Origin of the sequence: Pseudophaeobacter arcticus DSM 23566 (assembly GCF_000473205.1) — a bacterium.
Lineage (GTDB): Bacteria > Pseudomonadota > Alphaproteobacteria > Rhodobacterales > Rhodobacteraceae > Pseudophaeobacter > Pseudophaeobacter arcticus.
In genome coordinates this window covers 173,254-196,823 of record NZ_AXBF01000006.1, presented here as the reverse complement: position 1 = coordinate 196,823, position 23,570 = coordinate 173,254, and the positions used below count along the sequence as shown (strand labels likewise).

33 protein-coding genes are annotated in these 23,570 nt (G+C 64.1%); 15 read left to right on the top strand and 18 right to left on the bottom strand.

The annotated features are described in order from the left end of the window. The first annotated feature begins 7 nt into the window (after nt 1-7). From ARCT_RS0103500 to ARCT_RS0103440, 12 genes are all read left to right on the top strand, one after another. Nucleotides 8-427: a DUF411 domain-containing protein gene (locus tag ARCT_RS0103500; RefSeq protein WP_240476220.1), complete on the top strand. Its 420-nt coding sequence runs from the start codon at nt 8-10 to the stop codon at nt 425-427. A 132-nt stretch (nt 428-559) separates the two neighbouring features. Continuing rightward, complete coding sequence (locus ARCT_RS0103490; protein ID WP_240476218.1) at nt 560-1,096, top strand: hypothetical protein; 537 nt, start codon at nt 560-562, stop codon at nt 1,094-1,096. Next, complete coding sequence (locus ARCT_RS28320; RefSeq protein WP_169731202.1) at nt 1,096-1,236, top strand: hypothetical protein; 141 nt, start codon at nt 1,096-1,098, stop codon at nt 1,234-1,236. Before ARCT_RS0103490 ends, ARCT_RS28320 begins: the two co-directional genes overlap by 1 nt. Continuing rightward, nucleotides 1,233-1,715, top strand: a complete 483-nt coding sequence (locus ARCT_RS0103480; RefSeq protein ID WP_027238838.1) for a c-type cytochrome — start codon at nt 1,233-1,235, stop codon at nt 1,713-1,715. The genes ARCT_RS28320 and ARCT_RS0103480 overlap by 4 nt, the downstream gene beginning before the upstream one ends. Next, nucleotides 1,712-2,284: a DsbE family thiol:disulfide interchange protein gene (locus ARCT_RS0103475; RefSeq protein ID WP_027238837.1), complete on the top strand. Its 573-nt coding sequence runs from the start codon at nt 1,712-1,714 to the stop codon at nt 2,282-2,284. Before ARCT_RS0103480 ends, ARCT_RS0103475 begins: the two co-directional genes overlap by 4 nt. Beyond that, a complete protein-coding gene (locus tag ARCT_RS0103470; RefSeq protein ID WP_027238836.1) occupies nt 2,281-2,802 on the top strand; it encodes a TlpA family protein disulfide reductase in 522 nt (173 codons plus the stop codon). Before ARCT_RS0103475 ends, ARCT_RS0103470 begins: the two co-directional genes overlap by 4 nt. Nucleotides 2,803-2,804: 2 nt before the next feature. Continuing rightward, nucleotides 2,805-3,080 carry a hypothetical protein gene (locus ARCT_RS0103465; RefSeq protein ID WP_027238835.1) on the top strand — a complete coding sequence of 92 codons (276 nt, stop codon included), beginning with the start codon at nt 2,805-2,807 and terminating at the stop codon, nt 3,078-3,080. A gap of 29 nt (nt 3,081-3,109) precedes the next feature. Beyond that, nucleotides 3,110-3,763 (top strand): SCO family protein, encoded by a 654-nt coding sequence (locus ARCT_RS0103460; protein WP_027238834.1) that lies wholly within the window; start codon nt 3,110-3,112, stop codon nt 3,761-3,763. Beyond that, a complete protein-coding gene (locus tag ARCT_RS0103455; RefSeq protein ID WP_027238833.1) occupies nt 3,763-4,203 on the top strand; it encodes a copper chaperone PCu(A)C in 441 nt (146 codons plus the stop codon). The genes ARCT_RS0103460 and ARCT_RS0103455 overlap by 1 nt, the downstream gene beginning before the upstream one ends. Then, a complete protein-coding gene (locus tag ARCT_RS0103450; RefSeq protein ID WP_027238832.1) occupies nt 4,200-4,814 on the top strand; it encodes a hypothetical protein in 615 nt (204 codons plus the stop codon). Before ARCT_RS0103455 ends, ARCT_RS0103450 begins: the two co-directional genes overlap by 4 nt. Beyond that, on the top strand, nt 4,811-5,311 hold the full coding sequence (locus tag ARCT_RS0103445) for a hypothetical protein (RefSeq protein ID WP_027238831.1): 501 nt from the start codon (nt 4,811-4,813) through the stop codon (nt 5,309-5,311). Before ARCT_RS0103450 ends, ARCT_RS0103445 begins: the two co-directional genes overlap by 4 nt. Then, nucleotides 5,304-6,032: a cytochrome c biogenesis CcdA family protein gene (locus ARCT_RS0103440; protein ID WP_027238830.1), complete on the top strand. Its 729-nt coding sequence runs from the start codon at nt 5,304-5,306 to the stop codon at nt 6,030-6,032. The genes ARCT_RS0103445 and ARCT_RS0103440 overlap by 8 nt, the downstream gene beginning before the upstream one ends. A gap of 27 nt (nt 6,033-6,059) precedes the next feature. On the opposite strand, the gene ARCT_RS0103435 is transcribed toward ARCT_RS0103440, so the two are convergent. Beyond that, entirely contained in the window at nt 6,060-8,291 is a 2,232-nt protein-coding gene (locus tag ARCT_RS0103435; protein WP_027238829.1) for a heavy metal translocating P-type ATPase, read from the bottom strand. Nucleotides 8,292-8,383: 92 nt separating this feature from the next. Between ARCT_RS0103435 and ARCT_RS0103430 the strand changes: the two genes are divergently transcribed. Both ARCT_RS0103430 and ARCT_RS0103425 read left to right on the top strand, forming a co-directional pair. Further along, nucleotides 8,384-8,824 carry a MerR family transcriptional regulator gene (locus tag ARCT_RS0103430; RefSeq protein ID WP_027238828.1) on the top strand — a complete coding sequence of 147 codons (441 nt, stop codon included), beginning with the start codon at nt 8,384-8,386 and terminating at the stop codon, nt 8,822-8,824. Further along, on the top strand, nt 8,821-9,162 hold the full coding sequence (locus ARCT_RS0103425; protein WP_027238827.1) for a YnfA family protein: 342 nt from the start codon (nt 8,821-8,823) through the stop codon (nt 9,160-9,162). The genes ARCT_RS0103430 and ARCT_RS0103425 overlap by 4 nt, the downstream gene beginning before the upstream one ends. 296 nt (nt 9,163-9,458) lie before the next feature. On the opposite strand, the gene virB11 is transcribed toward ARCT_RS0103425, so the two are convergent. From virB11 to ARCT_RS0103355, 14 genes are all read right to left on the bottom strand, one after another. Continuing rightward, nucleotides 9,459-10,442, bottom strand: coding sequence for a P-type DNA transfer ATPase VirB11 (gene virB11 / locus ARCT_RS0103420; RefSeq protein WP_027238826.1), 984 nt, complete (start codon nt 10,440-10,442; stop codon nt 9,459-9,461). Next, nucleotides 10,439-11,863, bottom strand: coding sequence for a TrbI/VirB10 family protein (locus tag ARCT_RS0103415; RefSeq protein ID WP_027238825.1), 1,425 nt, complete (start codon nt 11,861-11,863; stop codon nt 10,439-10,441). The genes virB11 and ARCT_RS0103415 overlap by 4 nt, the downstream gene beginning before the upstream one ends. A 2-nt stretch (nt 11,864-11,865) precedes the next feature. Continuing rightward, nucleotides 11,866-12,588: a TrbG/VirB9 family P-type conjugative transfer protein gene (locus ARCT_RS0103410; RefSeq protein WP_027238824.1), complete on the bottom strand. Its 723-nt coding sequence runs from the start codon at nt 12,586-12,588 to the stop codon at nt 11,866-11,868. Between the two features lie 5 nt (nt 12,589-12,593). Continuing rightward, nucleotides 12,594-13,274, bottom strand: coding sequence for a virB8 family protein (locus tag ARCT_RS0103405; RefSeq protein ID WP_027238823.1), 681 nt, complete (start codon nt 13,272-13,274; stop codon nt 12,594-12,596). 17 nt (nt 13,275-13,291) lie between these two features. Further along, nucleotides 13,292-14,305 carry a type IV secretion system protein gene (locus ARCT_RS0103400; RefSeq protein ID WP_027238822.1) on the bottom strand — a complete coding sequence of 338 codons (1,014 nt, stop codon included), beginning with the start codon at nt 14,303-14,305 and terminating at the stop codon, nt 13,292-13,294. Continuing rightward, on the bottom strand, nt 14,306-14,740 hold the full coding sequence (locus tag ARCT_RS0103395) for a hypothetical protein (protein ID WP_240476216.1): 435 nt from the start codon (nt 14,738-14,740) through the stop codon (nt 14,306-14,308). Continuing rightward, nucleotides 14,737-15,504 carry a type IV secretion system protein gene (locus tag ARCT_RS0103390; RefSeq protein WP_027238820.1) on the bottom strand — a complete coding sequence of 256 codons (768 nt, stop codon included), beginning with the start codon at nt 15,502-15,504 and terminating at the stop codon, nt 14,737-14,739. The genes ARCT_RS0103395 and ARCT_RS0103390 overlap by 4 nt, the downstream gene beginning before the upstream one ends. Further along, nucleotides 15,501-16,613 (bottom strand): transglycosylase SLT domain-containing protein, encoded by a 1,113-nt coding sequence (locus tag ARCT_RS0103385; RefSeq protein ID WP_027238819.1) that lies wholly within the window; start codon nt 16,611-16,613, stop codon nt 15,501-15,503. The genes ARCT_RS0103390 and ARCT_RS0103385 overlap by 4 nt, the downstream gene beginning before the upstream one ends. Beyond that, the gene (locus tag ARCT_RS0103380) at nt 16,610-16,819 is read right to left on the bottom strand and encodes a hypothetical protein (protein ID WP_027238818.1); all 210 of its coding nucleotides are present in this window, start codon (nt 16,817-16,819) and stop codon (nt 16,610-16,612) included. The genes ARCT_RS0103385 and ARCT_RS0103380 overlap by 4 nt, the downstream gene beginning before the upstream one ends. Then, the gene (locus ARCT_RS0103375) at nt 16,816-19,194 is read right to left on the bottom strand and encodes a VirB4 family type IV secretion/conjugal transfer ATPase (RefSeq protein WP_027238817.1); all 2,379 of its coding nucleotides are present in this window, start codon (nt 19,192-19,194) and stop codon (nt 16,816-16,818) included. The genes ARCT_RS0103380 and ARCT_RS0103375 overlap by 4 nt, the downstream gene beginning before the upstream one ends. After that, nucleotides 19,184-19,462 (bottom strand): type IV secretion system protein VirB3, encoded by a 279-nt coding sequence (locus ARCT_RS0103370; RefSeq protein WP_027238816.1) that lies wholly within the window; start codon nt 19,460-19,462, stop codon nt 19,184-19,186. The genes ARCT_RS0103375 and ARCT_RS0103370 overlap by 11 nt, the downstream gene beginning before the upstream one ends. Nucleotides 19,463-19,585: 123 nt before the next feature. Next, nucleotides 19,586-19,867, bottom strand: a complete 282-nt coding sequence (locus ARCT_RS0103365; protein ID WP_027238815.1) for a TrbC/VirB2 family protein — start codon at nt 19,865-19,867, stop codon at nt 19,586-19,588. Nucleotides 19,868-19,883: 16 nt separating this feature from the next. Then, nucleotides 19,884-20,582, bottom strand: coding sequence for a lytic transglycosylase domain-containing protein (locus tag ARCT_RS0103360; RefSeq protein WP_238368578.1), 699 nt, complete (start codon nt 20,580-20,582; stop codon nt 19,884-19,886). Next, nucleotides 20,521-20,835, bottom strand: coding sequence for a hypothetical protein (locus ARCT_RS0103355; protein WP_008335576.1), 315 nt, complete (start codon nt 20,833-20,835; stop codon nt 20,521-20,523). The genes ARCT_RS0103360 and ARCT_RS0103355 overlap by 62 nt, the downstream gene beginning before the upstream one ends. 132 nt (nt 20,836-20,967) lie before the next feature. Between ARCT_RS0103355 and ARCT_RS0103350 the strand changes: the two genes are divergently transcribed. Next, nucleotides 20,968-21,534, top strand: coding sequence for a hypothetical protein (locus tag ARCT_RS0103350; protein WP_027238813.1), 567 nt, complete (start codon nt 20,968-20,970; stop codon nt 21,532-21,534). Here ARCT_RS0103350 and ARCT_RS0103345 read toward each other — a convergent pair. The 3 genes from ARCT_RS0103345 to ARCT_RS0103335 form a co-directional block, all read right to left on the bottom strand. After that, nucleotides 21,528-21,728 (bottom strand): hypothetical protein, encoded by a 201-nt coding sequence (locus ARCT_RS0103345; protein ID WP_027238812.1) that lies wholly within the window; start codon nt 21,726-21,728, stop codon nt 21,528-21,530. The two genes, ARCT_RS0103350 and ARCT_RS0103345, sit on opposite strands and share 7 nt — an antisense overlap. A 78-nt stretch (nt 21,729-21,806) precedes the next feature. After that, nucleotides 21,807-22,016: a helix-turn-helix transcriptional regulator gene (locus ARCT_RS27420; protein WP_040179450.1), complete on the bottom strand. Its 210-nt coding sequence runs from the start codon at nt 22,014-22,016 to the stop codon at nt 21,807-21,809. Nucleotides 22,017-22,374: 358 nt separating this feature from the next. Continuing rightward, nucleotides 22,375-23,556, bottom strand: a complete 1,182-nt coding sequence (locus ARCT_RS0103335) for an NAD(P)/FAD-dependent oxidoreductase (RefSeq protein ID WP_036784129.1) — start codon at nt 23,554-23,556, stop codon at nt 22,375-22,377. Nucleotides 23,557-23,570 lie beyond the last annotated feature (14 nt).

Here is a 23,570-nt window from a genome sequence, read left to right as displayed (position 1 = left end):
ATCAAACATGAAACGTATTGCTCTTGCCACTTTCCTCGCTTTAGCCACCCCGGCCCTTGCAGCCGAACCCGTGACTATCTGGCGCGATCCCGGCTGCGGCTGCTGCGACGCCTATGCAGAATACCTGCGGGCGGAAGGTTTCGAGGTCACCGTGGACGACGATCATGACTTCGTCGACCGCTCTGTCGCCGCAGGCGTCCCCGAGCAGGGGGTGGGCTGCCACCTCGCCATGATCGACGGCTATGTCGTCAGCGGTCTGGTTCCCGCCGAGATCATCGAGCGGCTGCTCGAGGAACGCCCCGACATCACCGGCATCACCCTGCCGGGCATGCCCGCCAATGCGCCGGGGATGGCGCCCGCGAAGACGGGCACGCTGCGCACCTATTCGTTCGGGCCGGACGGCGTGGCTGTCTATTCCGATGAATGACGGCGCGGGCCTCATGGCTGACACGCTGGGAACCGCCTTCGCGATCCTCGCGATGACGCTCGGTCCCATTCTGGTCGTGGCAGCACTTTGCCTCGCTGTTCGGGCAATCCTCAAACACATAAGGAGTTCGGAATGAACGATACTGAAACCAACCCACAGATGAACTTGGGCGTCGCGATTAAGGGTGCAATCGTAACGCTGTTCACGCTACCCGGCCTTGTCACGATGGCTCTGGCGGGCGCCTGCGCCACCGTCGCCTTCGACTTCTTCGGCCAGAGCCTCAGCCCGATGCTGGGCTTCGCCAACCTCGCGCCGGTTCCACTCGCCAACAACGTGATCCAGACGCTCTTCGGCGCAACCTATCGGCCGGGGGCGGAATTCCTGCACTACTTCGCGGGGATGGTCGCCTATCCGCTGGGCTGGATGGTGCTCGCGCGGCCCATCGCGCGCACGCTCGCGCCGGGGCTTGGCTGGGCGGTCCCCGCCGTCCTCTACGGCGTCCTGCTCTGGATCTTTGCGCTCTATGTCATGGCGCATCTCGTCGCCGGCAATCCCGCCTTCCTCGGCTTCACAGGCATCACCTGGGTCGCGCTCGTCGGTCACGTTCTCTTCGCGCTCGTCGCCGCCTGGGTGGTGGCATGGCGCGATGACACAAGGGAGGCAGGCTGATGGGCGACTGCATGAGCCAGATGATGGGCGGGCCCATGGTGGGCATGATGCTGGGTGGCGGACTTGTCCTGCTGCTGCTGATCGCAGTGCTGATATTGGCGGTGGCGGCGCTGATCAAGTATCTGCGGAGGCCCGCATGACGCGCCGGGGCTTCTTCACAGCCGCTGCTCTTGTGGCGACGACCGGTGCGGTAGGCTGGATCGCGTCGGCTCAACAAGCGCCGGACGCCGAGCGCCTGACCTTCCTCGGCGAGCCGGTCACCGCGGCGCAGCTTGCGCTTGGGCAGGAGGTCTACGCCGCCAATTGCGCCTCCTGCCACGGGGCGGACCTGGAAGGCCAGCCCGACTGGCGCAGGCGTAACGAAAATGGCCGGATGCCCGCGCCGCCGCACGATGCGAGCGGCCATACCTGGCACCATGCGGACCGCCAGTTATTCACAATCACCAGGCTCGGTGTGAGCGCCATCGTCCCCGGCTATGAAAGCGACATGCCGGCGTTCGAGGGCATCCTGTCCGATGACGAGATCGTAGCCGTTCTGGCCTACATCAAGAGCACCTGGCCCGAACGCGAGCGCGGGTTTCAGGCCGAAGTGACAGTCAACGACGGGGGCGGGTCTTGACAGTCGGTACGGAGCCGGGCGTGCGCCGGGTCTCGCCTCTGGCGTTGTTGCCCTTGATTGTCTTTGCCGGTCTAGGCGCCGCCTTCTACTGGGGGCTGTTCAACAATGACGACCGGCTGCCCTCGACGCTGATCGGCCGGCCGGTGCCGGATTTCAACCTGCCGCCGATAGACGGCCGTGGTGACGGCCTTGCCACCTCCGACCTCGCGGGCGGGGTGTCCATCGTCAATGTCTGGGCATCCTGGTGCGTGCCCTGCCGTGTGGAGATGCCCCTGTTGGTCGATCTGGCAGAAACCGGAACCGTCCCGATCTATGGCATCAACCACAGGGATCCACCCGAGGCCGCACTGGCCTTTCTGCGTGAACTCGGCGATCCCTACACCCGCATTGGCGCCGACCGGAACGGACGTGTTTCCATCGACTGGGGCGTCTACGGCCTGCCGGAAACATTCGTGATCGATAGCGATGGACGGATCGCCTACAAGCATGTCGGACCCTTCGACCGCCGCGCGCTGGACGAAGAGATCCTGCCCGTCGTCCGCCGGTTGCAGGCGGGGGACGGATCATGAGGCGGCGCGACCTGTTGGCCGGTGCGCTGGCTTTTGCTGCAACACCCGCTGCCGCTCGACCCTTGATGCCGCTGCACGAGACCCCGCGCGAGATGCTCTCGCCGCCCTTCGTGGATGGCGACGGGCGCGACCTGACGCTGGCGGATTTCCAGGGCCGCGTGGTCCTGCTGAACATCTGGGCCACCTGGTGCGCACCCTGCCGCGAGGAGATGCCAACGCTTGATGCGTTGCAGGCGCGGCTTGGCGGCGACGATTTCCACGTCCTGCCCCTGTCCATCGATCGAGCGGGGCTGCGCCCGGTGCGCCGCTTCTACGAAGAAATCGGCATTCGACATCTGGGCCAGTACCTCGCCGAGGACATCCGCGCGATGCTCGCCTTCGCCGTCATCGGACTGCCCACGACCTTGCTGATCGACCGGCAGGGGCGCGAACGCGGCCGCCTGACGGGACCCGCCGAATGGGACAGCGCGGAGGCGATCGCACAATTCCAGACCATCATCGCTGAAAGGAACAGATGACCATGCCTGATACATCCTATGACCAAGGCGCCGCCCGACCAGGACGCTTTTCCATGGCCTTCGGGCGCCGCGGTCTCATCCTCGGCGCGATGGCGCTGATCGGCGCGGGGCTGTGGCTCAATTGGGGCTGGGTGGCCGCAATCGGCGCTGCCCCCTTGATCCTCGCGGTTGCGCCTTGCGCCGTCATGTGCGGGCTGGGGCTCTGCATGATGGGCGGTTCGAAGGCCTGCGCGGCCCAGAAGAGTTCGGACGCCAGCTCGGACGGCGCACGGGACTGATGCTCGCCCCACCAGAAGGACCCGATCCGATGAACTCCGCTTCCAACTCCGAAGGCTTGCGACGCATCCGGCGCCTGCTCTGGGCGGCCGTTGCCGGATCCGCCCTGGCTCTCGGCGGTGCCGTTCTCTGGCGCGCCCTCATCCTATCCGACCTGCCGGGACCGCGAGTGACCGGCGAGGCCGCAATCATCAACGCCTACACGCTGACCGATCATGCGGGACGATTGGTGACGTCGGACAGCTTCGACGGCCAGTGGCAATTGGTGTTCTTCGGCTTCACATTCTGTCCCGACATCTGCCCGACCACGCTCGCCTACATGGCCAGCGTGATGGACATTCTGGGGCCAGGGGCGGATCGGGTCGCACCGATCTTTGTCACCGTCGACCCAGCGCGCGACACCGTCGAGATCATGGCGGAGTATGTCGCCGCGTTCCATCCGCGGCTGATCGGCCTCACGGGGACCGAGGCGCAAGTCTCCGAGGCCGCCGGCAATTTCCGCGTCTGGTACGAGCGATCCGAGGACGCCGCCGCGCCCGACGGCTATCTGATGGCGCATTCCGGCTACATCTACCTGATGCGACCTGATGGCGGCTTCGACTCGGTCTACCGGGAAGGAGATCAACCGCCGGAGGGGCTCGCCGACGAGATTTTCAAGCGTATCGAGAGGGACGAGAGATCCTGATGAAACTTTTTCTTACCGCGGCGTGTATCGCCGCATTTCCCGCAGCCTCTCTGGCGGATGTTTCCGTCAGCGATCCCTGGGCGCGGGCCAGTATTCTCGCGTCGCGTCCTGGCGCGGCCTATCTCGTGCTGCGCAGCGATGCCGACGACCGGCTGCTGTCAGCAACGACGCCGGTCGCGGATCGCGTGATGATCCATGCCTCCGAGACGGGAACGGATTCCGTAACGCGCATGATCCATCTCGACGCGCTCGATCTGGAGGCGGGACAGACGGTTCGGTTTGCTCCCGGCGGAATGCATCTGATGTTGATCGGGCTCGCGGGCAAGCTCGACGAAGGCGCCTCGTTTCCGCTGACGCTGACCTTCGAGCGCGCGGGCGCAATCACCGTGGAGGTCCCTGTGCTCGGCGTAGCGGCGACCGGGCCGGAGGTAGAGCCATGAGGCTGCCCGCTCTTGTCACGCTGCTTCTCCTCGCAGGCGCCGCGCCGGCCGTCGCGCACCATCCCGGCGAACGTCTCGACGAAGTGATGGCCGAGAAGGAACCGGCCTTCGAGCCCACGGACTCGCGCCGCATGCCGCCGCTGGCGCTCACCGGAGCGGATGGCGTCGACCTCGATCTGTCAGGTCTTTCCGATCAGATCGTCGTGCTCAGCTTCCAGCCCGAGGGCTGCGGCACGCCCTGTGCCGATCAGCAGGCGCTTCTGCAGGAGGTTCGCGAAGCTGTGAACGTTACGCCGATGCGCGAGATGGTCCAGTTTCTGGCCGTTGGCGGTGACGCGGCGCCCGATCCGGACGGGGAGGCCGCGAACTGGCGGTCCGTCATGCCCACTGACGAAACGGTGGAGGCCGCCACAGGGGCCTTCGCGGCGCTCTCCGCTCGCGGGGCGGATGCGCCCATGGTCCATGTCATCGGTCGGGGCAGGCGTCATGCCGGCATTTTCCATGGAGCGGAGTTCAGACGTATCAACCTGGTGCTCTACATCAACGGCCTGACCAACGCGCCGCCGCCTGAACCGGGACTGCTGGACCGACTGTTCAGGGCGTTCCGATGACAGCGGGGCTGGAGACCGGCGCGGCGCCGGGACGGGACTGGCTCGGTGCGTTACGCCGGTACATCGCCTTCGCCGCCATTGCGCATCTGGTCTGGGAGTTCGCGCACCTGCCGCTCTACACGATCTGGCTCACCGGGACCCCGGGCGAGCTCGTCTTTGCGGCGGTCCACTGCACGGGCGGCGACATCCTGATCACGCTCAGCACGACCATGCTGTCGCTCTGCGTGTTCGGCAGCGCGGATTGGCCCCGCAGCCGAGGGCACCGCGTGCTTGGGGGCGCGGTGATCTTCGGCGTCGCCTACACGATCTTCAGCGAGTGGCTGAACATCGAGCTGCGCGAGGCCTGGGCCTATCGCGAGATGATGCCGGTGATCCCAGTGATCGACGCGGGGCTGAGCCCGATCCTGCAATGGATCGTCATCTCGGTCGTCGGCTACTGCTGGGCCACCGGAGCCCGGCCGTGGCGGCACGAACCTGTGGAGGTCGCGCATGGCTGACCTGTCGTTTCTCGGAATGACTGCGGCTTTGCTGGCTGGGGCGATCTCCTTCGCATCGCCCTGCGTCCTGCCGCTGGTGCCCGGCTACGTGTCCTACATCGCCGGAAGGACGGCGACAGGCGGCGTGGCGTCCGGCCGGTCACAGACGCTTTGGCTCAGCTTCTGCTTTGTCCTCGGCTTCTCGACCATATTCATGATCCTCGGTGCGTCCGCGACGGCCCTCGGACAAGCGCTGCTGCAGTGGCGCTACGAGCTTAATCTCGTCGGCGGCGGCATCGTGATCCTGTTCGGACTCTTCATGATCGGCGCAGCACGCATCGGCGCCATGCAGCGGGATCTGCGCTTCCATCTCGACATTCCCGGCGGCAGGCCCGCCGCGTCCTACGTGCTGGGGCTCGCCTTCGGTTTCGGCTGGACCCCGTGTATCGGCCCCATACTCGGCGCGATCCTGACCGCCAGCGCAGCGAGCGCAACGGTGGGCCAAGGTGTGGCACTGCTTGCGGTCTACTCCGCGGGACTGGGCGTGCCGTTCCTGATCGTGGCGGGTTTCACCGACAGGCTCGCCGGCCGATTGCGGGGCGTCGGACGGATCGGGCGTCGGCTGCACCAGGGCGCGGGCGCGGTCATGGTTCTGATGGGAGTGGCGATGATGACCGGGCGGCTGAGTGCGCTGTCCTACTGGATACTTGACACCTTTCCCGTGCTTGGACGAATTGGCTGAGCAAGCATTCGGCTCGGGGTTGCTGTCTCAGCCCGACCGTTCGGGGTTGAAAGCGAGAAGCCGCAGCGCGTTCAGCGTGACAAGGACCGTCGCGCCGGTATCAGCAAGGATGGCGATCCATAGCCCGGTGATGCCGAGGATCGTCGTCGCAAGAAACACCGCCTTGAGGCCGAGCGCGATCGCCACGTTCTGCCTGATGTTCACCATGGCTGCGCGAGCAAGCCGAATCTTGCCGGCCACATCGGTCACCCGATTGCGCAGGATCGCAGCGTCCGCGGTTTCGAGCGCGACATCCGTTCCGGAACCCATGGCAACTCCGATGTGGGCGGTGGCGAGCGCAGGGGCATCGTTGATGCCGTCGCCCACCATCATGACATGGCCCGTGGCCGTCATCTCGCGGATCGCCGCGACCTTGTCTTCAGGCATCAGTTCGGCGCGATGCTCGATGCCCAACCCAGCGGAAATTGCTGCTGCCGTGCGCCGGTTGTCGCCGGTCAGCATCACAGACGCGATGCCAAGCGCCTTGAGTTGCTGCACCGCGCGGGCGGCATCCTCCCGGGGCTCATCCCGGAGCGCGACAAGTCCGACGAGCTGGCTCCGGCGGAAGATCACGACGACTGTCTTGCCTTCATCCTCCATGCCGACCACCGCCCCGCGCGCGAGGTCGTCCAACACACCGTGCTCCTCGGCAAGCCGTGGAGAGCCCACCCAGGCGGTTTCACCCTCAACGACTGCTTCGGCCCCTTTGCCCGGAAGCGCTTTGGCGGCGGTCGCGGCCAGGAACGGCGCTCCCGCAGCTTCCGCGCGGGACAGGATCGCCTCCGCCAGAGGATGGCTCGACCCCGCTTCGACGGCGGCAGCCAGCGCCAGCACCTCCGTCTCCGATCCCGAGACCGGCACCACGTCCGTGACGCGCGGCCGTCCGTGGGTCAGGGTCCCCGTCTTGTCGAATGCGACATGTGTGGTGGCCGCCGCTGCCTCGATCACGGCGCCTCCCTTCATCAGCAGCCCGCGACGCGCGCCGGAAGAAAGCGCAGAGGCGATGGAAGCCGGCACCGATATCACCAGCGCGCAGGGACAACCGATCAGGAGAAGCGCGAGCGCGCGGTAGATCCACGTGTCCCAGCCTTGCTCGAACGCGAGGGGCGGGACGATCGCCACCAGCACCGCAACTCCGACGACGGCCGGCATGTAGATGCGGCTGAAACGGTCGATGAAGCGCTCGGTCGGGGCCCGGGCGCTTTCCGCTTCCTCGACCAGACGGATGATGCGGGCAATGGTGTTGTCCTCGGCCGAATTGGTGACCCGGACACGCAGCGCCGCCTCGGAATTGATGGAGCCGGCAAAGACGGGGGCGCCAGGTTCCTTCAGCTTCGGCACGCTCTCGCCCGTGACGGCGCTCTCATCGACGCCCGAAGTGCCCTCGATGACCTCGCCGTCCGCAGGGATCCGGTCTCCCGGGCGCACGAGAACGATCTGGTCCACCTGCAGCTGGTCGGCCGGTATCACTCGTGTCCTGCCGGCGACTTCTAGAAGAGCAGTCTTCGGCACAAGGCGAGTGAGCGCCCGGATTCCGTCGCGGGCCTTGTTTGCCGCGACGCCTTCCAGAACCTCCCCGACGGCGAAGAGGAAGACGACGAGCGCCGCTTCCTCCGCAGCATTGATGACGAGCGCGCCGGTGGCGGCGATGGTCATCAGCATCTCGATTGTGAACGGCATGCCCGCTCTGGCGGACGCCACGGCGCGACGTGCGATAGGGGCGACGCCGATGAGCGTGGCGAGGACGAACGCCCAAGTTGCCACGTCCTGGGAAGCGAACAGTTTCACGGCCCATGCCGCCGCGAGGAGGAGACCGGTGCCGATCACCAGTCTGCCCTTCGCGGTCTGATACCAACGCGAACCGGGACCGGGACCGCTCTCGGGCCCTGTCGATCCAGCGTCGGGCTCGAGTCCTGCGGCATCTCGCGAGCCGTCCGCACGGGACGCTTGCTCGTCGTCCGGCAGCACGAAGCCTTTCCGATCGGGGCTCGATCCTTTCGTCGCGATCCCGTAGCCGAGCCGCTTGATGGTCGCCTCAACCTGGTCGCGCGGGGTCTGCGCCTCGTCCAGCGTCAGCCGGAGCCGCTCTGTCATCAGCGCCACGTCGACGTCGCTCACGCCAGGCAGGCGTTCGACCGCACCCCGGACCTTGCCGGCGCACGACGCACAGTCCATCCCGGAAACCGTCCATTCGTAGGTTGCACTGTCGTTCGCCGTCATCACGCCCTTCCACCCCGCCCAGCGGGCAACATTGTATTCCCTGAGTCGGGAACCTAAGGTCTCTAGTAGCTATAGCTTCAAGAGGAAATCTGATGCTCACCATCGGAAAATTGGGCGAAGCGGCCGGCGTGAAGGTTCCGACGATCCGCTACTACGAACAGATCGGGCTCCTGCGGGAGCCAGATCGCAGTGCCGGGAACCAGCGGCTCTACGGGCAGTCGGCACTGGATCGGCTAGCCTTCATCCGCCATGCGCGGGAGCTCGGTTTTCCGCTGGACACTATCCGAGATCTTCTGAGTCTCTCTGACAGACCCGATCAATCCTGCGCAGCCGCCGATGTCATCGCCAGGGCGCAACTGGCCGAGGTTGAAAGCCGCCTTGCGCGCCTGACTGCGCTGAAAGCCGAACTTGAGCGCATGGTCGTGCAATGTGCAGGCGGTCGGATCGCCGATTGCCGGGTCATTGAAGTTCTGGGCGACCATTCGCTATGCGCAACCGATCACCGGCATCCGGAGAGCGAGGGGGCATCGTGAACGCACCCGGCACCCTCGCCATCTACATCGGTGCCGCTCTGGCCGAGATTGCGGGCTGCTTTGCGGTCTGGGCCTGGATGCGGCAAGGGGCGAGCGTGCTCTGGCTGGTCCCCGGCCTCCTGAGCCTGGCCGTCTTCGCTTGGCTCCTGACCCTTGCCCCCTCCGATTTCGCGGGGCGGGCCTACGCAGCTTATGGCGGGGTCTATATCGCAGCCTCGCTCCTCTGGCTGTGGCTCATCGAGAAGCAGCGCCCGGATACTTGGGACCTGACAGGTGCCGCAATCTGCCTCATCGGTGCGGCCGTCATCCTGTTGGCGCCGAGGGTGGCTGGTGGATGATCAGGGGTGCTCTCCAAGATCAAGGCAGCCGACTGCCGCTCATCGTTGCCGACATCACGATAGGGCCAATCTTTGCGGACGAACTTTAGTCCTTTCAGCGTAGCGGTCTTGCATGTCCATTCAACTCAATGCCTTAGTGCGGAGAAGTTGGATATCGGCCCTGATCCCTTCGGCATTCACTCATCAGGTTAAAAAGCAGCAGGGTAGAAGCCGGCTTTGGAGGATCGGAAGTATTCCTTCGGAAGTTCAGAGGCCTAGTCTGGGTCTGTGCGCGCTTCGTGTGCAGTCTGCCGAATTCACCTTCCCGGCAGATAGAACTCCGTAATCCCCCGCTTCCCCTCGGCCCGCCCGAGCTGCACGATCACATCGATGGACTTGCGGATGTATTCCCGCACCTCAGCGAAGGTCAGCGGTGTGCCGGCCTGCAGCACCATGATCGCAAGCCGGTCGATGGCGAGTTCCGCGGTTTCGGCGTGGATGGTGGAGACCGACCCGCCATGACCGGTGTTGATCGCTTCGAGATAGGTCAGGGCCTCGGCGCCGCGCAACTCGCCGACGATAATCCGGTCGGGGCGCATGCGGAGGGAGGCCTGAAGGAGGGCATTGGCGATGCGTTGCGAGCCGGCACCGCGGTCGGCCAGAAGGGCGACGGTGTTGGGCTGGCCGGGGAATAGCTCGAAGGCGTCTTCGATGGTGATCAGCCGTTCGTGCTCGCTCACATGCGTCAGAAGGTGGCGGGCGAAAGTGGTCTTGCCGGTCGAGGTGCCGCCGCTGATCAGGACGTTGAGCCGCGCCTCGACCAGGGTCTGCAGCGCGGCCTCAAGGTTCTCTTCAGCGAGACTGGCGATGTTCTTCATCTTTTCGGCGCGGAGCGCATCGAGCGAGACGGCCTTGCCGAAGAGATAGGCCGGAGCATAGTCCCTGACACTGCCCGAGGCGAATAGGCGGATGGTGATCGAGGCGCCGCGATCGATAGCGGGCGGCACGGCGACCTGGACCCGAAGCGGCCGGCCTGCATATTCCACCTTGCCGGACACGAGCGGGTTCTTTTCAGAGACGCGGGCCTTGGCGTCGCCGACGATGGTCTGGGCCATGTTGAGGGCGGTGGTGCGATCCACGGTCTGGCCTTCGTGGCGCATTGTGGCGTCGCCTGCCACCTCGAGCCAGACCTTGCCATCCGGGTTGATCGCGATCTCGACCACGTCATCGCGCTTCAGGAGGTCGCGGAACGGGTCGAGATAACGCTCGAGGTAGGACGCTGGTGATGCCGCCTCGGTCAATAGATCACCACATCCCGATCCACGAGCACGGTGACAGAGGCCCCCTGATCGACATAGATCGTCGGCGCGATCGAGACCTGATCTGCGATGACCGATCCGACCGCATCCTGCAGGTCGCTGCCGACATCGCCCAAGACGATGCTTGTGGTTTCATTGTTGGCACTTTCTGCCGCGACGGCCGGTGCCGCCCCGATTACGGAAATCAGCGCCGCTCCGCCGAAGCGCTCGGCAAACTTGGTGTCGACGAGACCGGTGAGGCCCGAGCGGCCGAGTTGGTCTCCGCCCACGGAGGCGATTTCCATCGAGGTGCCGTCCGGGGTCAGGACGCGGGTCCAGAGGATCAGGATGCGCTTCTGATACATCTCGATCCCGGAGCGGTATTGGCCAAAAAGGCGGGAGCCGCGGGGGATCAGGATCCGGTCCCCGGAAAACGCCGGAACAGGCTCAGAGACGACCGCGACAACGGAGCCCGGCAGATCGCTGTTGATGGCGGTCTGGAGCGCGGCCTGGATGACGGACCCTTGGGTCAGGGTGCGTTCAGGATGGGCGAGGCGCGCGGCCTCCTGCACCTCGAGTGGCCGCGCGCTTTGCAAGAACTGCTCATTGCCCGAAAGGACCGGCCCCCCGGTGCCTGCGGCAGCAGGATCGGCCACCGCCGCACTACTCGCGCCGCCGCGCGGACCATCGGCATAGACCACTGCGGGGGATTTGATCTGCGCGGTCAGAAGCTCCTCGGCGACCCGTTCGGCCTCGCGCTGGCGTTGTTCCTCTTCCTGCCGGCGGCGCTCTTCGAGCAGGCGCTGATCGGCGATCAGCCCTTCGCGGTCGAGCTCGGCCTCGAGCCCCTCGCGCTGCGCCCGTTCGGCATCGAGCATCGACTGCAGCCCCTCGATGCGGGTCTCGGTCTGGCGCCGCAGGTTGGCAAGCTCGGCCTCTTTCTCCGCGATGAGTGCTTCCAGTGCTGTCTTCTGCTCGTCGAAGGCCTCGCGCAGATCCGCGACGGCGGACTGGATTTCCGAATTCCGCGCGGCCTGGCTGGCGGCAAGGGCCTCGCGGAGTTTGGCGATCTCGGCCAGCACCTCGCTGCTTGGCTCCGGGGCAGGGGCGGCTGGCACGTCCAGCGCTTCCTCGACAGCGATCAGCGCGTCATTCACCCGTTGCTCGGTCTCGTCGGGCGGGAACTCCAGTCGCCCGCCGGTGCCGGGGCGGCGGTCCTGGAAGGTCTCGACATCGGAGGTCTCGAGTGCGCTGTCGCCCTCCTGCAGGCCGGTCGCCAGGAAATACGCGACGCCAGCCCCGCCGAGGGCAAGGGCGGCGGCGAGCGCACCGACTCCAAGGCTGTTGCCGCGGCGTTGGGACTTGCCGCGCTGGTTGAACTGGTCGAGGCGGTCCTGCAGGTCGGGAGGGGTTTGATCGGCCATGGTCAGTTGCTCACATAGATCGCGCTCTCGTCGCGCCAGGCACAGATCGCCTCGTCGCCGATGCGCAGCGTCCAGTAGGTGTTCACCCCGAGCACCCGGACGGTGTTGCCTGCCTGCGTCCAGTTCACCGTGCGCTCACGGCCCTGGTCATCGGCCTTGAAGAGGGCGGGTTGGCGACCGTTCTCCGGGAAGACGAAATACGTATAACGCCCGTCGTCATAGATATGGCTGGGGCGGAAATCCCCTTCGCCCGAGACGCGGTAGTTGTAGTTCCGCGGGGCCTCGAAGCCTTTGGGCTGGGTAGCACCTGTCGCGCGGCGCTCCTCATCGGGGTAGCGGAAGCGGACCTCGAAGAACATGCCGGTGCGGTTCGGGATCGAGCCCTCGCGCAGATGGAAGGAATAGGTGCGTCGATTGGTGATGACGGTCATGTTGGTCGAGGCATTGGCCACATGCGGTTTGATCGTGAGCACATTGCCGAGCTCGGGGATCGGATCGACCTGGAAACTTTCGGTGTCGCCGACGATCACCGCCTCGAACCGTTCGCCCGCCCCGAAATGAATCGTCGTTGAATGCCGAAGATCGGTCTCGATCCGGTAGACCTGGTTCTCGTTGTAGACGGCGGTGCGGATGCGGATATCGAGCAACCCGCCTTGCGGCGTGGCCTCGGCGAGTGCGGCAACAGGCATGGCAAACGCCAGGAGGAGCGCGGGCAGGGATTTCATCTTGGTCAGTTCTCCAGGGTCTCGGCGTCGACGCGGTAGGAGGTCACCACGAAGCCCAAGGGGTTGGCCCAGACGTCCTGAAGGCGCTGGCGGGTTTCGGGTTGGAAGTCGTAGCCAACGGTGGCGACATAGGACCGGGTTACGGTGCGGGTGTCGCGGGGACGGCGCAGCGTGCGGGTGAAACGGACCTGGGCCACACCGCGCTCGATCTGGTTGACCGACTTGATGACCACCTCGATCTTGGCGTCGCGCCCGTAGACGGTGATCGGGTAATCCTCGTTGGTGGAGGACCAGAGATCGCGCAGCGTGCGCGCGGCGTCGCCGTCGGAGCGGTCGAGCACCGAGTTGATGCGGCTTTCGCCATCGGTCAGGTCATAGGTCTCGCGATCATCGACATAAGCGACGAGATTGGCCTGGATGATAGCGTCGCTCTCGGAAAGCGTCAGCGCTTGAACCGCGGCGACTCGGTCCATTTCGCCGGTTTCCTTGTCCACGACGACCACGAAGGTCTCTGTCGTCTTGAGGGGAAAGAGGCTCGCGCCCGCGACCATGCCGGCGACGCCGACCAGCACCCCTGCCGCCGCGACAAACCAGGCGAAACGCTCACGCCGTCTTGGCCCGTAGATGAAATCCGCCTCAAAGGCGTCGCGGTCAGGCGCGGGAGAACTGGTAACAAGCTTCTTCAAAGTACTTGTCTTTCACATCAGGGTTTGCGGAAGGATTTGGCGGCGGAGAGGAGCGCGCCGGGGCTCTGGCGGATGAGCTCGCCGGTTCTTATGACGCCGGTATTGGCGGCCTGATTCAACTCGTGCGGGGATTTGCCGGTGACGAGGCGCGCGGCTGTGCCGGTGCCATACTGGCGCGTGTTCACGAACCCCTGGCGCGCGAGGCCTGTGAGCCCCACTGCATTCGAAGCGATGCCGACAACACCGGTGAGGTTGGAGGCGATATAGGGCACCGAGGCCATGATCCCGGCGCTGAGGATCAGGATGACAAGGAAGGGCAGGATGAGGCTGACGGTCTCAACATCGCCCGGATCGGCGGAGGCATCGCCGATGGCCTCGGCGATGGCGACGATGATGCCTGCGGCACCTGCAGCGGCGACGGGCATAAGCGCATAGCCGATGGTGGCGCGGGTCCAGGCCTCGAAAAGCGACTGGGTTGGCTTGAAGAGCGAGGTCACGATCATGAAGGGGGCGATGACGATCATCAGCGCGAAGACGATGCGGGCGAAGGCGATGATCCCGGCAGTGACGGCGGCAAAGACGGCGGAAAGGACGAAGAAGATCGCGCCCAGCACCGCGCCGAAGACCCAGCCCGCGCGGTCGCCGATCGTGTCACCATAGGCGGTGATGCGGGCGACCATGTTGTCGAGGCTTTCATAGACGCCAGCTTCGTCGCCCGAACCGGTGAGGGCCAAGATGGAGGCGCCGATAGAGTCGGGGACCTGCGTGACGATACCATAGATCACGCTGAAATTGTCCCAGCTCTGCGCGAAGATCCCGACAAGTGCGACCTTGATCCCGAAGGCAAAGCCGGTGCCGAAGGGCAGGGGGCGGAGTTGCATCACGGCGTTGATCCCCAGGAGGACGAGGAGGAGGGTCGCACCTGCCGAGATGACATTGCCGACCGAGGCTGCGGAAGAGACAAAGCCGTCCTGCGCCACGGTGTTCACAGCGGCGTCGACCTGTCCCAGGATATCGCGAATGACCCCCATCTACTCCGCACAGGCCTCCGTGACTTGCGCCTCGAGCGCATCGGCTTGCGCATAGAGGTCCAGCACCTTGAAGGGCAGGCGCGGGTTGTCCGAGGTCTTGAACCGGGGCAGGGCGTCTAGTGCCTGATCCCAGGTGAACTGGTCGAGCAGGCAGTCGCAGTTCTCTGTGGCCAGCGCCTCTTCGGCAATCAGGATGCGCAGGATCGCGCGGTAGCCATTGCGCAGGTACGCGGTCTCGGCGAGACCCGTGGGCGGTTTCGGGACCCGGCACGCATCGGCGTCATCCCGTGCGATTTCCATCGAGGTGAAGGGCCGATCCTGACCTGACACCGCGTCGGGCAAGACAAGGAAGCCGAGCGGCAGGGCAAGCGAAAGGCTCAGAAGTCCGGCTTCCATCAGGTCGAAGCGGCTCGGGGTGCGTTTGGATCTCCTCATGGATCCACCGCCATCGAGCGGAACTTGCGCTCGTCCGCGAGGGTCGCGGCATCGACGACGCCAAGCTGGCCGGCACTGACGCCTTGCGCCGCTTCCAGCCGCCAGATCTGGGTCAGGATGATGCCAAGCTCGGCGGTGACGCGGGTGTTGAGATCGACGGCAGCCTTCAGCCCGTCCTGATCATCGATGAGCCCGACCATGGTCTCGAGCCGTTCGAGGCTTTGGCCCGCTTCTTCATGGCTTTCTTGCGCCGCAACGGAGAGCATGGCGCTGGCTCCGGCGGAAGCGGCGATGCGGTTGTCGGCAGGCTGATCGGAGCCCGAGAGCGTGCTCAGGCGCTCCGAAGTAAACCCGCTGCCCGAAAGCACCCGCTCGACCGAGGCCGACAGTTCTGCACCGGGATTGAACCCGCTCAGGAAATCGCCGCTCGCCAAGGACTGCGCGGTGTTGAGGGGGGCGACCAGCTTGCCGCGCAGGGCGCGGAATTCCTCGACCGTGGCAAAGAGTTCGCCGAGCCCGCTGCCTTCGATCAACGAGGTCAGTTGCGCCTCGAGGTTCGTGAGTTGCGACAGCTGGGTTTCCAGTTCCAGACGCATGGTGGCGAGTTGCTGCATCTGGACGTTCAGGTCCTCGGCCATGTGCTCAAGCTGCGCCACGAGCTGACCAAGCTGTGAGCCATCAAAGGTCGGCACGCCCTGGGCCGAGGTGGACCCGGACAGGCCGAGCGAGGTGACCGCGGTGACGGCCAGGAGAAGTCGTCTCATTCGGGAACTCCCATCTGCATGAAGTCGCGCTCGGCCAGCCGGTCGGCGACGAGGTGCTGCGCATAGGCCGCCTCGCGCTGCTGGTTGGCGGCCATCAGCCGGACGCGAAGATTGAGGATGCGGCCGATCTCGGCCTTGGCGTAGGTGTTGAGCTCCCAGGCCGCCTTGGCATTGGGTTGCGCATCGATCTGCAGGATGATCGCGCGCAACCGGTTGATGACCTGTTCGGTCGTGGCCGAGCTGTCGGCGGCGTAATAGACGCCGGCCTCGGAGATGCTGGCATATTCAGCGAGCGCAAAGTCCGAGGGCGAGAGCGTGCCGAGCGCGTCAGCGCCGCCCACGACAGCCAGGTATTCGTTGTAAAACTTGGAGATGTTGCGCACATAGCCTTGGGTCTCGGCAAAGGGCGGCACGCCGCCGTATTCGATGACCCGACCGGGCCCTGCGTTATAGGCCGCGAGCGCATGGGGGATGTTGCCGAAGCGGCCCAACTGCGTCGTCATATAGCGTGCGCCGCCGCGCAGGTTGTCCTTTACGTCATAGCGGTCGACGCCAAGGTCGGAGGCGGTGCCGGGCATGAGCTGGGTCAACCCGTATGCGCCGACGTGGCTTTCGGCCGCGACGTTGAACCGGCTTTCCTGCTTGATCAGGGCCTGGAAAAGGCAGCGCCACTGGGTGGCCGAGAGACCGGCGCGGGCCACACCGGGCGCACTCGCGAACTCGCCCGCGACCTCGACGATCATCATCTCGACCGTCTCGCGGCCCTCGCCGAAGAGGCGGCTGTTCATCGGGCTTGGATCGGTATTGGGATAGACCGCCGCCACCCCGAAATCCGCATTGCCCTCGAGCGCGCGGATATCGAAGCCGGGACCGGTGATCGCCGCAGTCATCTCCTCGAGGACGCGCAACTGGTCGGCCTGGACATCAGCGAGCGTCGTCTCCGTGCGATCCTTGTCCTGCTGGACACCCAGATCCTCGGCCAGTGCCGTCACCCGCGCGATGGCACGACCGATCGCGGAATTATCCTGCGTCGGCACGCCCTGGGCGAGCGCGGGCAGGGCACCAAGACCGAGGCAGAGCCCGGCGGATATGATCGCCGCGCGCCTCATTCCGGACGGGGCAGGGGTTCGAAGCTGCAGTCGGGTTTGGCCGTCTCCTGAACCGGTGCGCCCATGGTCGAGAAGGAAAGCGCGGATCGCGTCACCTGCGGCTCGCCATTGCGTCCGAAGCAGGGCGAGGTTTTCTCGGTGTATTTCTCGCACGCGGCCAGAAGGCTCGCGGCGGCGCAAAGCGCGACAAGGGGTTTCGAACTCATATCACATGTCTCCAGAAATCGGGGTTGGCGCGCCAATCGGCGGGCACACGGGCCTCGCCGGTGGCGCCGCCGCCAAGGATGGGAAGGAGGTTGCCGAGCGCGGAGAGATCGGCATCGATGAAGACGCTGTCGCCCGCCGAGCGCACGAGCGCGATGCGCTGGCCAATGGTCGGCTGCACGAGGAGTGCCGCCTCCTTGGCATTCACGCGCAGGAAGTCGTAATCGGAGACCGTGGCGCGGTCGTTCGGGAAGAGGATCTGAGTTGGCACTGTTTCGACGATGGTCTTGCCGACGCGGCTGTCGCGCAATTGGCTCGGGTATTGCGTCATCATGATCACGACGCAGTTCATCTTCCTGAGCGTCACCAGCCAGTTTTCCAGCCGCGCCCCGAAGTAGGGATCGTCCAAGAGCTTCCAGGCCTCGTCGAGCACGATGATGGTGGGGCGGCGATCCTCGACCACGCGTTCGATCTGGCGGAAGATGTAGGAGAGCACCGCCATCCGCTCGGTGGTCATATCGAGGATCTCGGTCATGTCGAAGCCGATGATGTCGGAGGCCAGTTCAAGCCCGGCACCCTGTTCCGGCTCATCGAAGACCCATCCGTAGCGGCCGCCTGGGGCCCATTCGGCGACGCGGGACTGTAGCTCGCCATCGTCATCGAGCGACTGGAACAGGGTCTCGAAACTCGTGAAGCGCCGGAGCGAGCCCTCGGCATGGGCATTTTGCGAGACCGCGCTCTGGATATGGCGGGATTGCTCGCCGGTCAGGGTTCCGCCCCGGGAAAGAAGGGTCGCCAGCCAATCCGAGAGCCAGGCGCGGCCACGTTCGTCGATTTCGGTATCGAGGGGGTTCAAGCCCGTGGGCACACCGGCTCGGATTTCGTTATAGCGACCGCCAAGGGCGCGGACGGCCATCTCAAGACCGCGATCTTTGTCGAAGAAAAAGAGCCGCGCACCGACCCGCTGCGCTTGGGCTGCGAGGAAAGCAGTGGTCAGTGTCTTGCCGGTGCCAGTGCGCCCCAGCACAAGGGTATGGCCAACGGTTGGTTCCTTGCCGGGGCTGCCCGTCTCGTGGAAATTGAAGCGATAGCCCGAGGTGCCGACCGTGGGCAGGACCGAGATCGTCTGGCCCCAGGGCGACTGGTCCGGGCCACGCCCTTCGACGCTGCCATGCAGGGCTGCGAAGTCGGCGAAGTTGATCGAGGAGATCGGCGTCTTGCGCGCACGGTAGCCGAAGTTGCCGGGCGACTGCGCGAAGTAGGTGGCTTTCAGCGCCATGTTCTCGCGCACGATCACCGACATGATCTCCTGGCCGACGCGTTTGATCTGGGCGGCGGCGCGTTCCAGCGTGTCGCGGTCCGGCGCGTAGACCGCGATGGAGAGGTGATGGTCGCCAAAGGCGATACGCCCCGCCTCCTGGTCATCGGCGGCCTGGCCGAGCTGTTCCCGCAGGGAGACAGCGGCATCGTCGGAGGCATGCATCTGGCGGATGATCCGCTGGATGCGTTCGGCCATGATGTTGTTCGGGATCGGGCTGAAGGAGTTCGTCAGCACGATGTCGAGCGGCAGGTCGAGCGCGTCGAGGAGCGTGACATCCGTGAGGGCCGGATAGGTCTTCATCGAAAAGAGCGCGCCATATTTGACCTGACCGGTCACGGCATCGGTCAGGGTGACGACGTCGCCATCAAAGGTGGCGCGGCAGTTGCTCAAGGTATGCGAGAGGGGCAGGGCACTTTGCCCGTAGGCAATGGGAGAGAAGCTGCCGGCGTTCAGCGTGTTGAGGTAGCCCAGCCATTCACCGCCTGACTTTGTGAGCCGCACAGGGTTTGCCGAGGAGAGCGCCACCTCGAAGAAGCCCATGACCTCGTTGAGTTCCTGCATCCGTGTCGCGCGGTCCTTGACCCAGGCCTTGCGGGCCAGCGCACGTAGGAGGGGAATGCGCGCGGAGATGTCGGGGCGCCGGATGACGCTGAGATAGAGCTGGCGCTTGGCCGGGCGAAGGTCCTTCACATGGGACTGCCAGCGCGCGTCGATCGCAGCGGCGAAACTGTCGCCCTCGATGGGGCGCATCCCGAGATCCTGCGGCACAGAGATGCGGTGGATGTAGAAGCCGAAGGCATTGCCGGTCTGGGCGACGATGGCCGCGACCGCGCGTTTGAGCGCATCGAGCCGGGCGTCTTCGCTGGTCATCGGGTTGAGCCCGTCGAGGCGCAGGGTCGCGAGGAGATCGCCCTCGCGCAGCACCATGACATCGTCATCGGTGAGGCCAAAATACGGCAGGTGCTCGGCGAGATAGCTTTCCCGCGCGAACTCCCCGCCGCCGGCTTGATGCAGTGCGGCCCCAAAAGTGGACAGGGTGCCTGCATCACGCGCCAAAGCTGTCGCCTCCGTGCAGGGCCCGGTTCTTCGTCGGGCGGACCGTGCCGTAGGAGACGCGCAGCACCTCGAAGAAATGCGGCTCGCGGTCGGCCACGAACCAGAGGATCGGATAGGCAATGATCCCGATCAGGAAGAAGACCATCGACTTGGTCCAGATGAAGGGCAGAACGACCCCAGTCGCCAAAACCACCAGGTATCCGACAGGGAGACCCAGATACTTGGGGGGACGGGCGAGGCCCAGAAAAAGGGGGGATCGTTCTGCCAACTAGATGCTTTCCCGCTTAGCTGAAATTAAGAATCCGTAGGTCGTCTCGAGGCAGCGTTTGCCGAGCAAACGCGTTCGAGAGGAACGTAGGATGTGAGGTTGCGGGAAAGTCATCGGCCAACCTCAGGAGAAGCCGTCGACGATTGTGCCCGCCGAGAAGATCAGCACGATCCCGATGATGACCGAAGCGAACCAGCCCCAGTTCAGCCGTCCCATCATGCACATGAAACCGGTGCCGATGACGGCGAGCGTCGCGACTGCAATCCCGATCGGACCGGTCAGCGCGGCCTCGACGGTTTCCAGCATGGTCTGGATGGGTGACAAGTCTTGCGCGAGAACGGGCGTTGCGAAAGCCGCCAAGGTTGTGGAGACGGGCAAGAGGCGGCTGAGGCGATGTCTGAGCATGCGAAGTTCCCTTGTTTTACTGAAGATCGATAAGGACGGGCGCGCGGGCTGGCACCTGGTCTGCGATGCGAGTGTCCGGCGCGGAAACGGGGGTGCCTGCCAGCCGGGACCGAATCCGGTGGATGCGCGCGATGTAGTCGCGGGTCTCGGTGAAAGGCGGGATGCCGGAATATTCGACGACCCGATGCGGCCCGGCATTGTAAGCCGCGAGCGCCAAGTCGATGTCCTTGAACGTGGCAAGCTGCGCGAGCAGATAGCGCGCTGCGCCGTCGAGGTTCTGAGTGGGATCGCGCGGATCAACCCCCAGGGCGCGAGCCGTGTCCGGCATCAGCTGGCCCAGGCCATAGGCCCCCTTGGGACTGACGGCGGTCGGGTTGTAGCTGCTTTCCGCCTCGACAAGGGCGCGGAACAGGACCTGCCAGTCGTCGGCGCCCAGATTAACTTGGCGCAGGGCACGGTTCCTCTGGTGGCGGACGGCAGTCGTCTGGATCAGGGAAAGGATGTCGTCACGACCGGAAGGCTGCGCAACATCCAGCGAGGCCAGAACGACTTCGGCCTCAGCGCTATCATCCAGCCCTGCCCAGGCAGGCCGCTCACCATGAAACGTCCAGCCCGAAGTCCGGGCGGTCCCGTCGCGGCCGAAGGCGATGACGTCAGCCGCGCTCCTCGAGGGTGATGCTGTAGTCAGGACCAAAGCGCAGATCGCGCCCGTCACCGAACTCGAGATGATGTTTGAAGAGCCCCGGCCATATGTTGAAATACCGAGGCTCTGGCCCGTGCGGGGTGATCCGTGTCGAGACCAGAATGGCTTCCGGCTCGCCCTCGCGCAGGTAGATGCACTGGTAGCGCGGCTTGCCATCGTCCGTGAACCCCACGAGTTCATACCGGCAGCGGAACGCGATGCCCTTCTCGGACAAGTCTTTGACACCATCGATGGTGATCAGGATCTGGTTGCGCGCTATCGGCATGTTCGGACTCTCCCCACGAGAGCCCTTCTACTTCACGACACTAAGGCCATAAAGTCATATGGAGTCAATACGACATATTGCAGAAAATTGCATATTGCACGATAGTTGCCGCAACTTTTGCGGGAGAGCGACATGAGACGACAGGTGATGGCGGCAACGATGGGTGTGATGGCGGTGTTCGGATCCCCGGAGAAGGCGCAGGCCTATGACATCGACTGCGCCATCATGCTCTGCATGGCAGGAGGGTTCCCGCCGAGCGCGGTCTGCGCACGGGCCTATCGCACGATGATCCGCCGCATCACGCCCTGGCCAAGCCTGCCGCCCTTCGGGGTCTGCACCTTTGCCCATGTGCCGGTCGAGCTGGGCGGTCCCGGCGGGGAGGGCGAACTCGACACCAACCTGCCGGAGTATGAATGGCTGAATCGCACCCATGTGATCTGGTTCGCCGGGCGATCCTACGAGCCTCGCGACGAACCCCGGCAGATCCGTTCCTGCGATCGCGAGAACCGGACCTGCCGCTACATCCAGCGGGTCTACGGATCCCACACGCCCTGGCCCTCGACATTCATCTCGGAAAGCGGTCAGGAGATCGCCTATCCGACCAGCGGTGGCCTTTGGCACTTCTATTCCCGCAGCATCATGGTCGAATACGGCGACTACGAGGGCAACATGGGCCACTCGGAGTGGTTCTCTTACTGATCCGAACGGTCCGATGTGTTCAGGGAAACCGGGCGAAGCTCGGCAAAGCTGACATCGAAGCGTTCTCGGTCGACATGCCAGCGGCGGCTCACCGAACCATCATTCCAACGGTAATCGGTGAACAGGTGGATCTCCTGCGTACCATCGTTCAGAAACCCGTCCTGAAAGGGCCAGCCTGTCTTTCTTTTCGCCATGTACCCGTGCCACTCGTACTGTTCTTGCCGTTCTTTCTTTCGTTGGGGAATGGCGGGATCAAAGCCGCAGGAAACAGACTAGCGTTTCGCGAAGAGTTCTTCGGGGTCGACATTGAGCGCCCGAGCGATGCGTTCGAGAAGGTCGAGGGAGGCCGCGAACTTGGCGTTCTCGACCTTGCCCATATGGCCGCGGCTCACGTCGGCCCGATGAGCAAGCTCCTCCTGGCTGAGGCCGCGGGCGCGTCTCAATTCCTGGATGTTCAGTGCTACACGGTCCCGCAAGTTCATGCCCGCGAAACGGACACGATGCGCGAAATATCGCCACGCGATATATGTTACATTCGGAGGTGCGGAGTAGAATTCTTGGAACGGCGCGTGATCGCCGGAATGGGGTGCCTGCCCAAAAGCAGGTCACGGGATGATCCGTCTCGCAAACATTATGGGCCGTTCAATTACTCTTTCGGAAAAGGGCGGCACCGGCAATACCGGTGCCGCCAGTTGGTCGTCCACAGGGAGGTTGTAGAGGACGAATTCTAAAGGAAGCGACTTTTAGCTGTAGGCTGCACAGCATTCATATTTGCTGTTGGCCATAAAATCCGAAGCACACTCCCTTCGGAAGTCGCATGGTTTTGACAGGGATTTTCAGTTACTTTGTATCTGAAAATGATACGGGAGAAATCTCTTTAACCAGTTCGCCTTGACGATGGGGAAGGTTTATAACCTCGGCTGCAACAAGACGGTCGCGGTATTTTAGGTGCACCTCCAATGACGTCGGAGGCTGGGTTGGAACGCGTCGTACCAGATCGTAACCGGCCGCTATTCCTATGGCTTGAACCTTCATGCCTTTGAGGTCGGACCAAAATCGTGGTGGTACGGGAGCTGGGCGTGTTTTATTGCAGATAGTAGCTGCTGCGATTTGTGCCTGGGAGGATGCGTTATGGACAGTTTCAATGCGCGGCTTTCCCGACACGAACGCGTTGTCACCGCGCGCGCAATCACCAATCGCGAAAATCTTGGGGTCGGATGTCCGCATGTCCTGATCCACACAGATTCCATTGTCACAAACCAAGCCCGCGTCCTGGGCTAAGGTTATATTCGGCGTCGCTCCAATACTCACCAAGACAAGATCGACCTTAATCTCTATTCCGTTTTCAAGGTTAATGGAAGAAACATGTTGATTAGCAGCGCCAAACTCTTCGAGACGCTTGTTGAACATGAAACGCACCCCAGCATCTGATAGCTTTTCAGTGATGAAGTTTGTCGCTGCCGGAGAGGCAACGCGAGCCATTGCTCGTCCACCAACCTCTATGATCGTGACGGCCTTTCCACTATCAATTGCGGCAGAGGCCACCTCGAGTCCGATCACACCGGCACCGACGATAACGACGTCGTGGCAGCCTGGGCGATTCAGTGCTTGGCGGAGTCCTGCAGAATCTCTCAAATCTCTTAGATAGTGAATCCCTTTAAGATCGGCCCCCGCCAAATCGAGGCGGCGAGGCGTTGCTCCCGTTGCGAGGATCAAGTTATCGAATTTCGTTGTTTTTCCATCCAAGAAGCGGATTCGACGCTTGTTCCTGTCAATTTTGACGACCTTGCGCGCGCGCATCAGTTCAATGCCGTTAGACTCATAGAACGAAAGAGGCCGCAAAGGGGTCGGTTTCGGTCTGTCTGAATCCAGCAACCACGCCTTTGACAGAGGTGGGCGTTGATAGGGGAGCGCCGCTTCTTCACCTATCAGCTTAATGGTGCCTTCGTAGCCGTTTCTGCGCAGTGTTGCGGCTGCAGTCGTCCCAGCGACCCCATTGCCAATGATCACGGTTGTTTCCATTTTTCGTTCCTCCC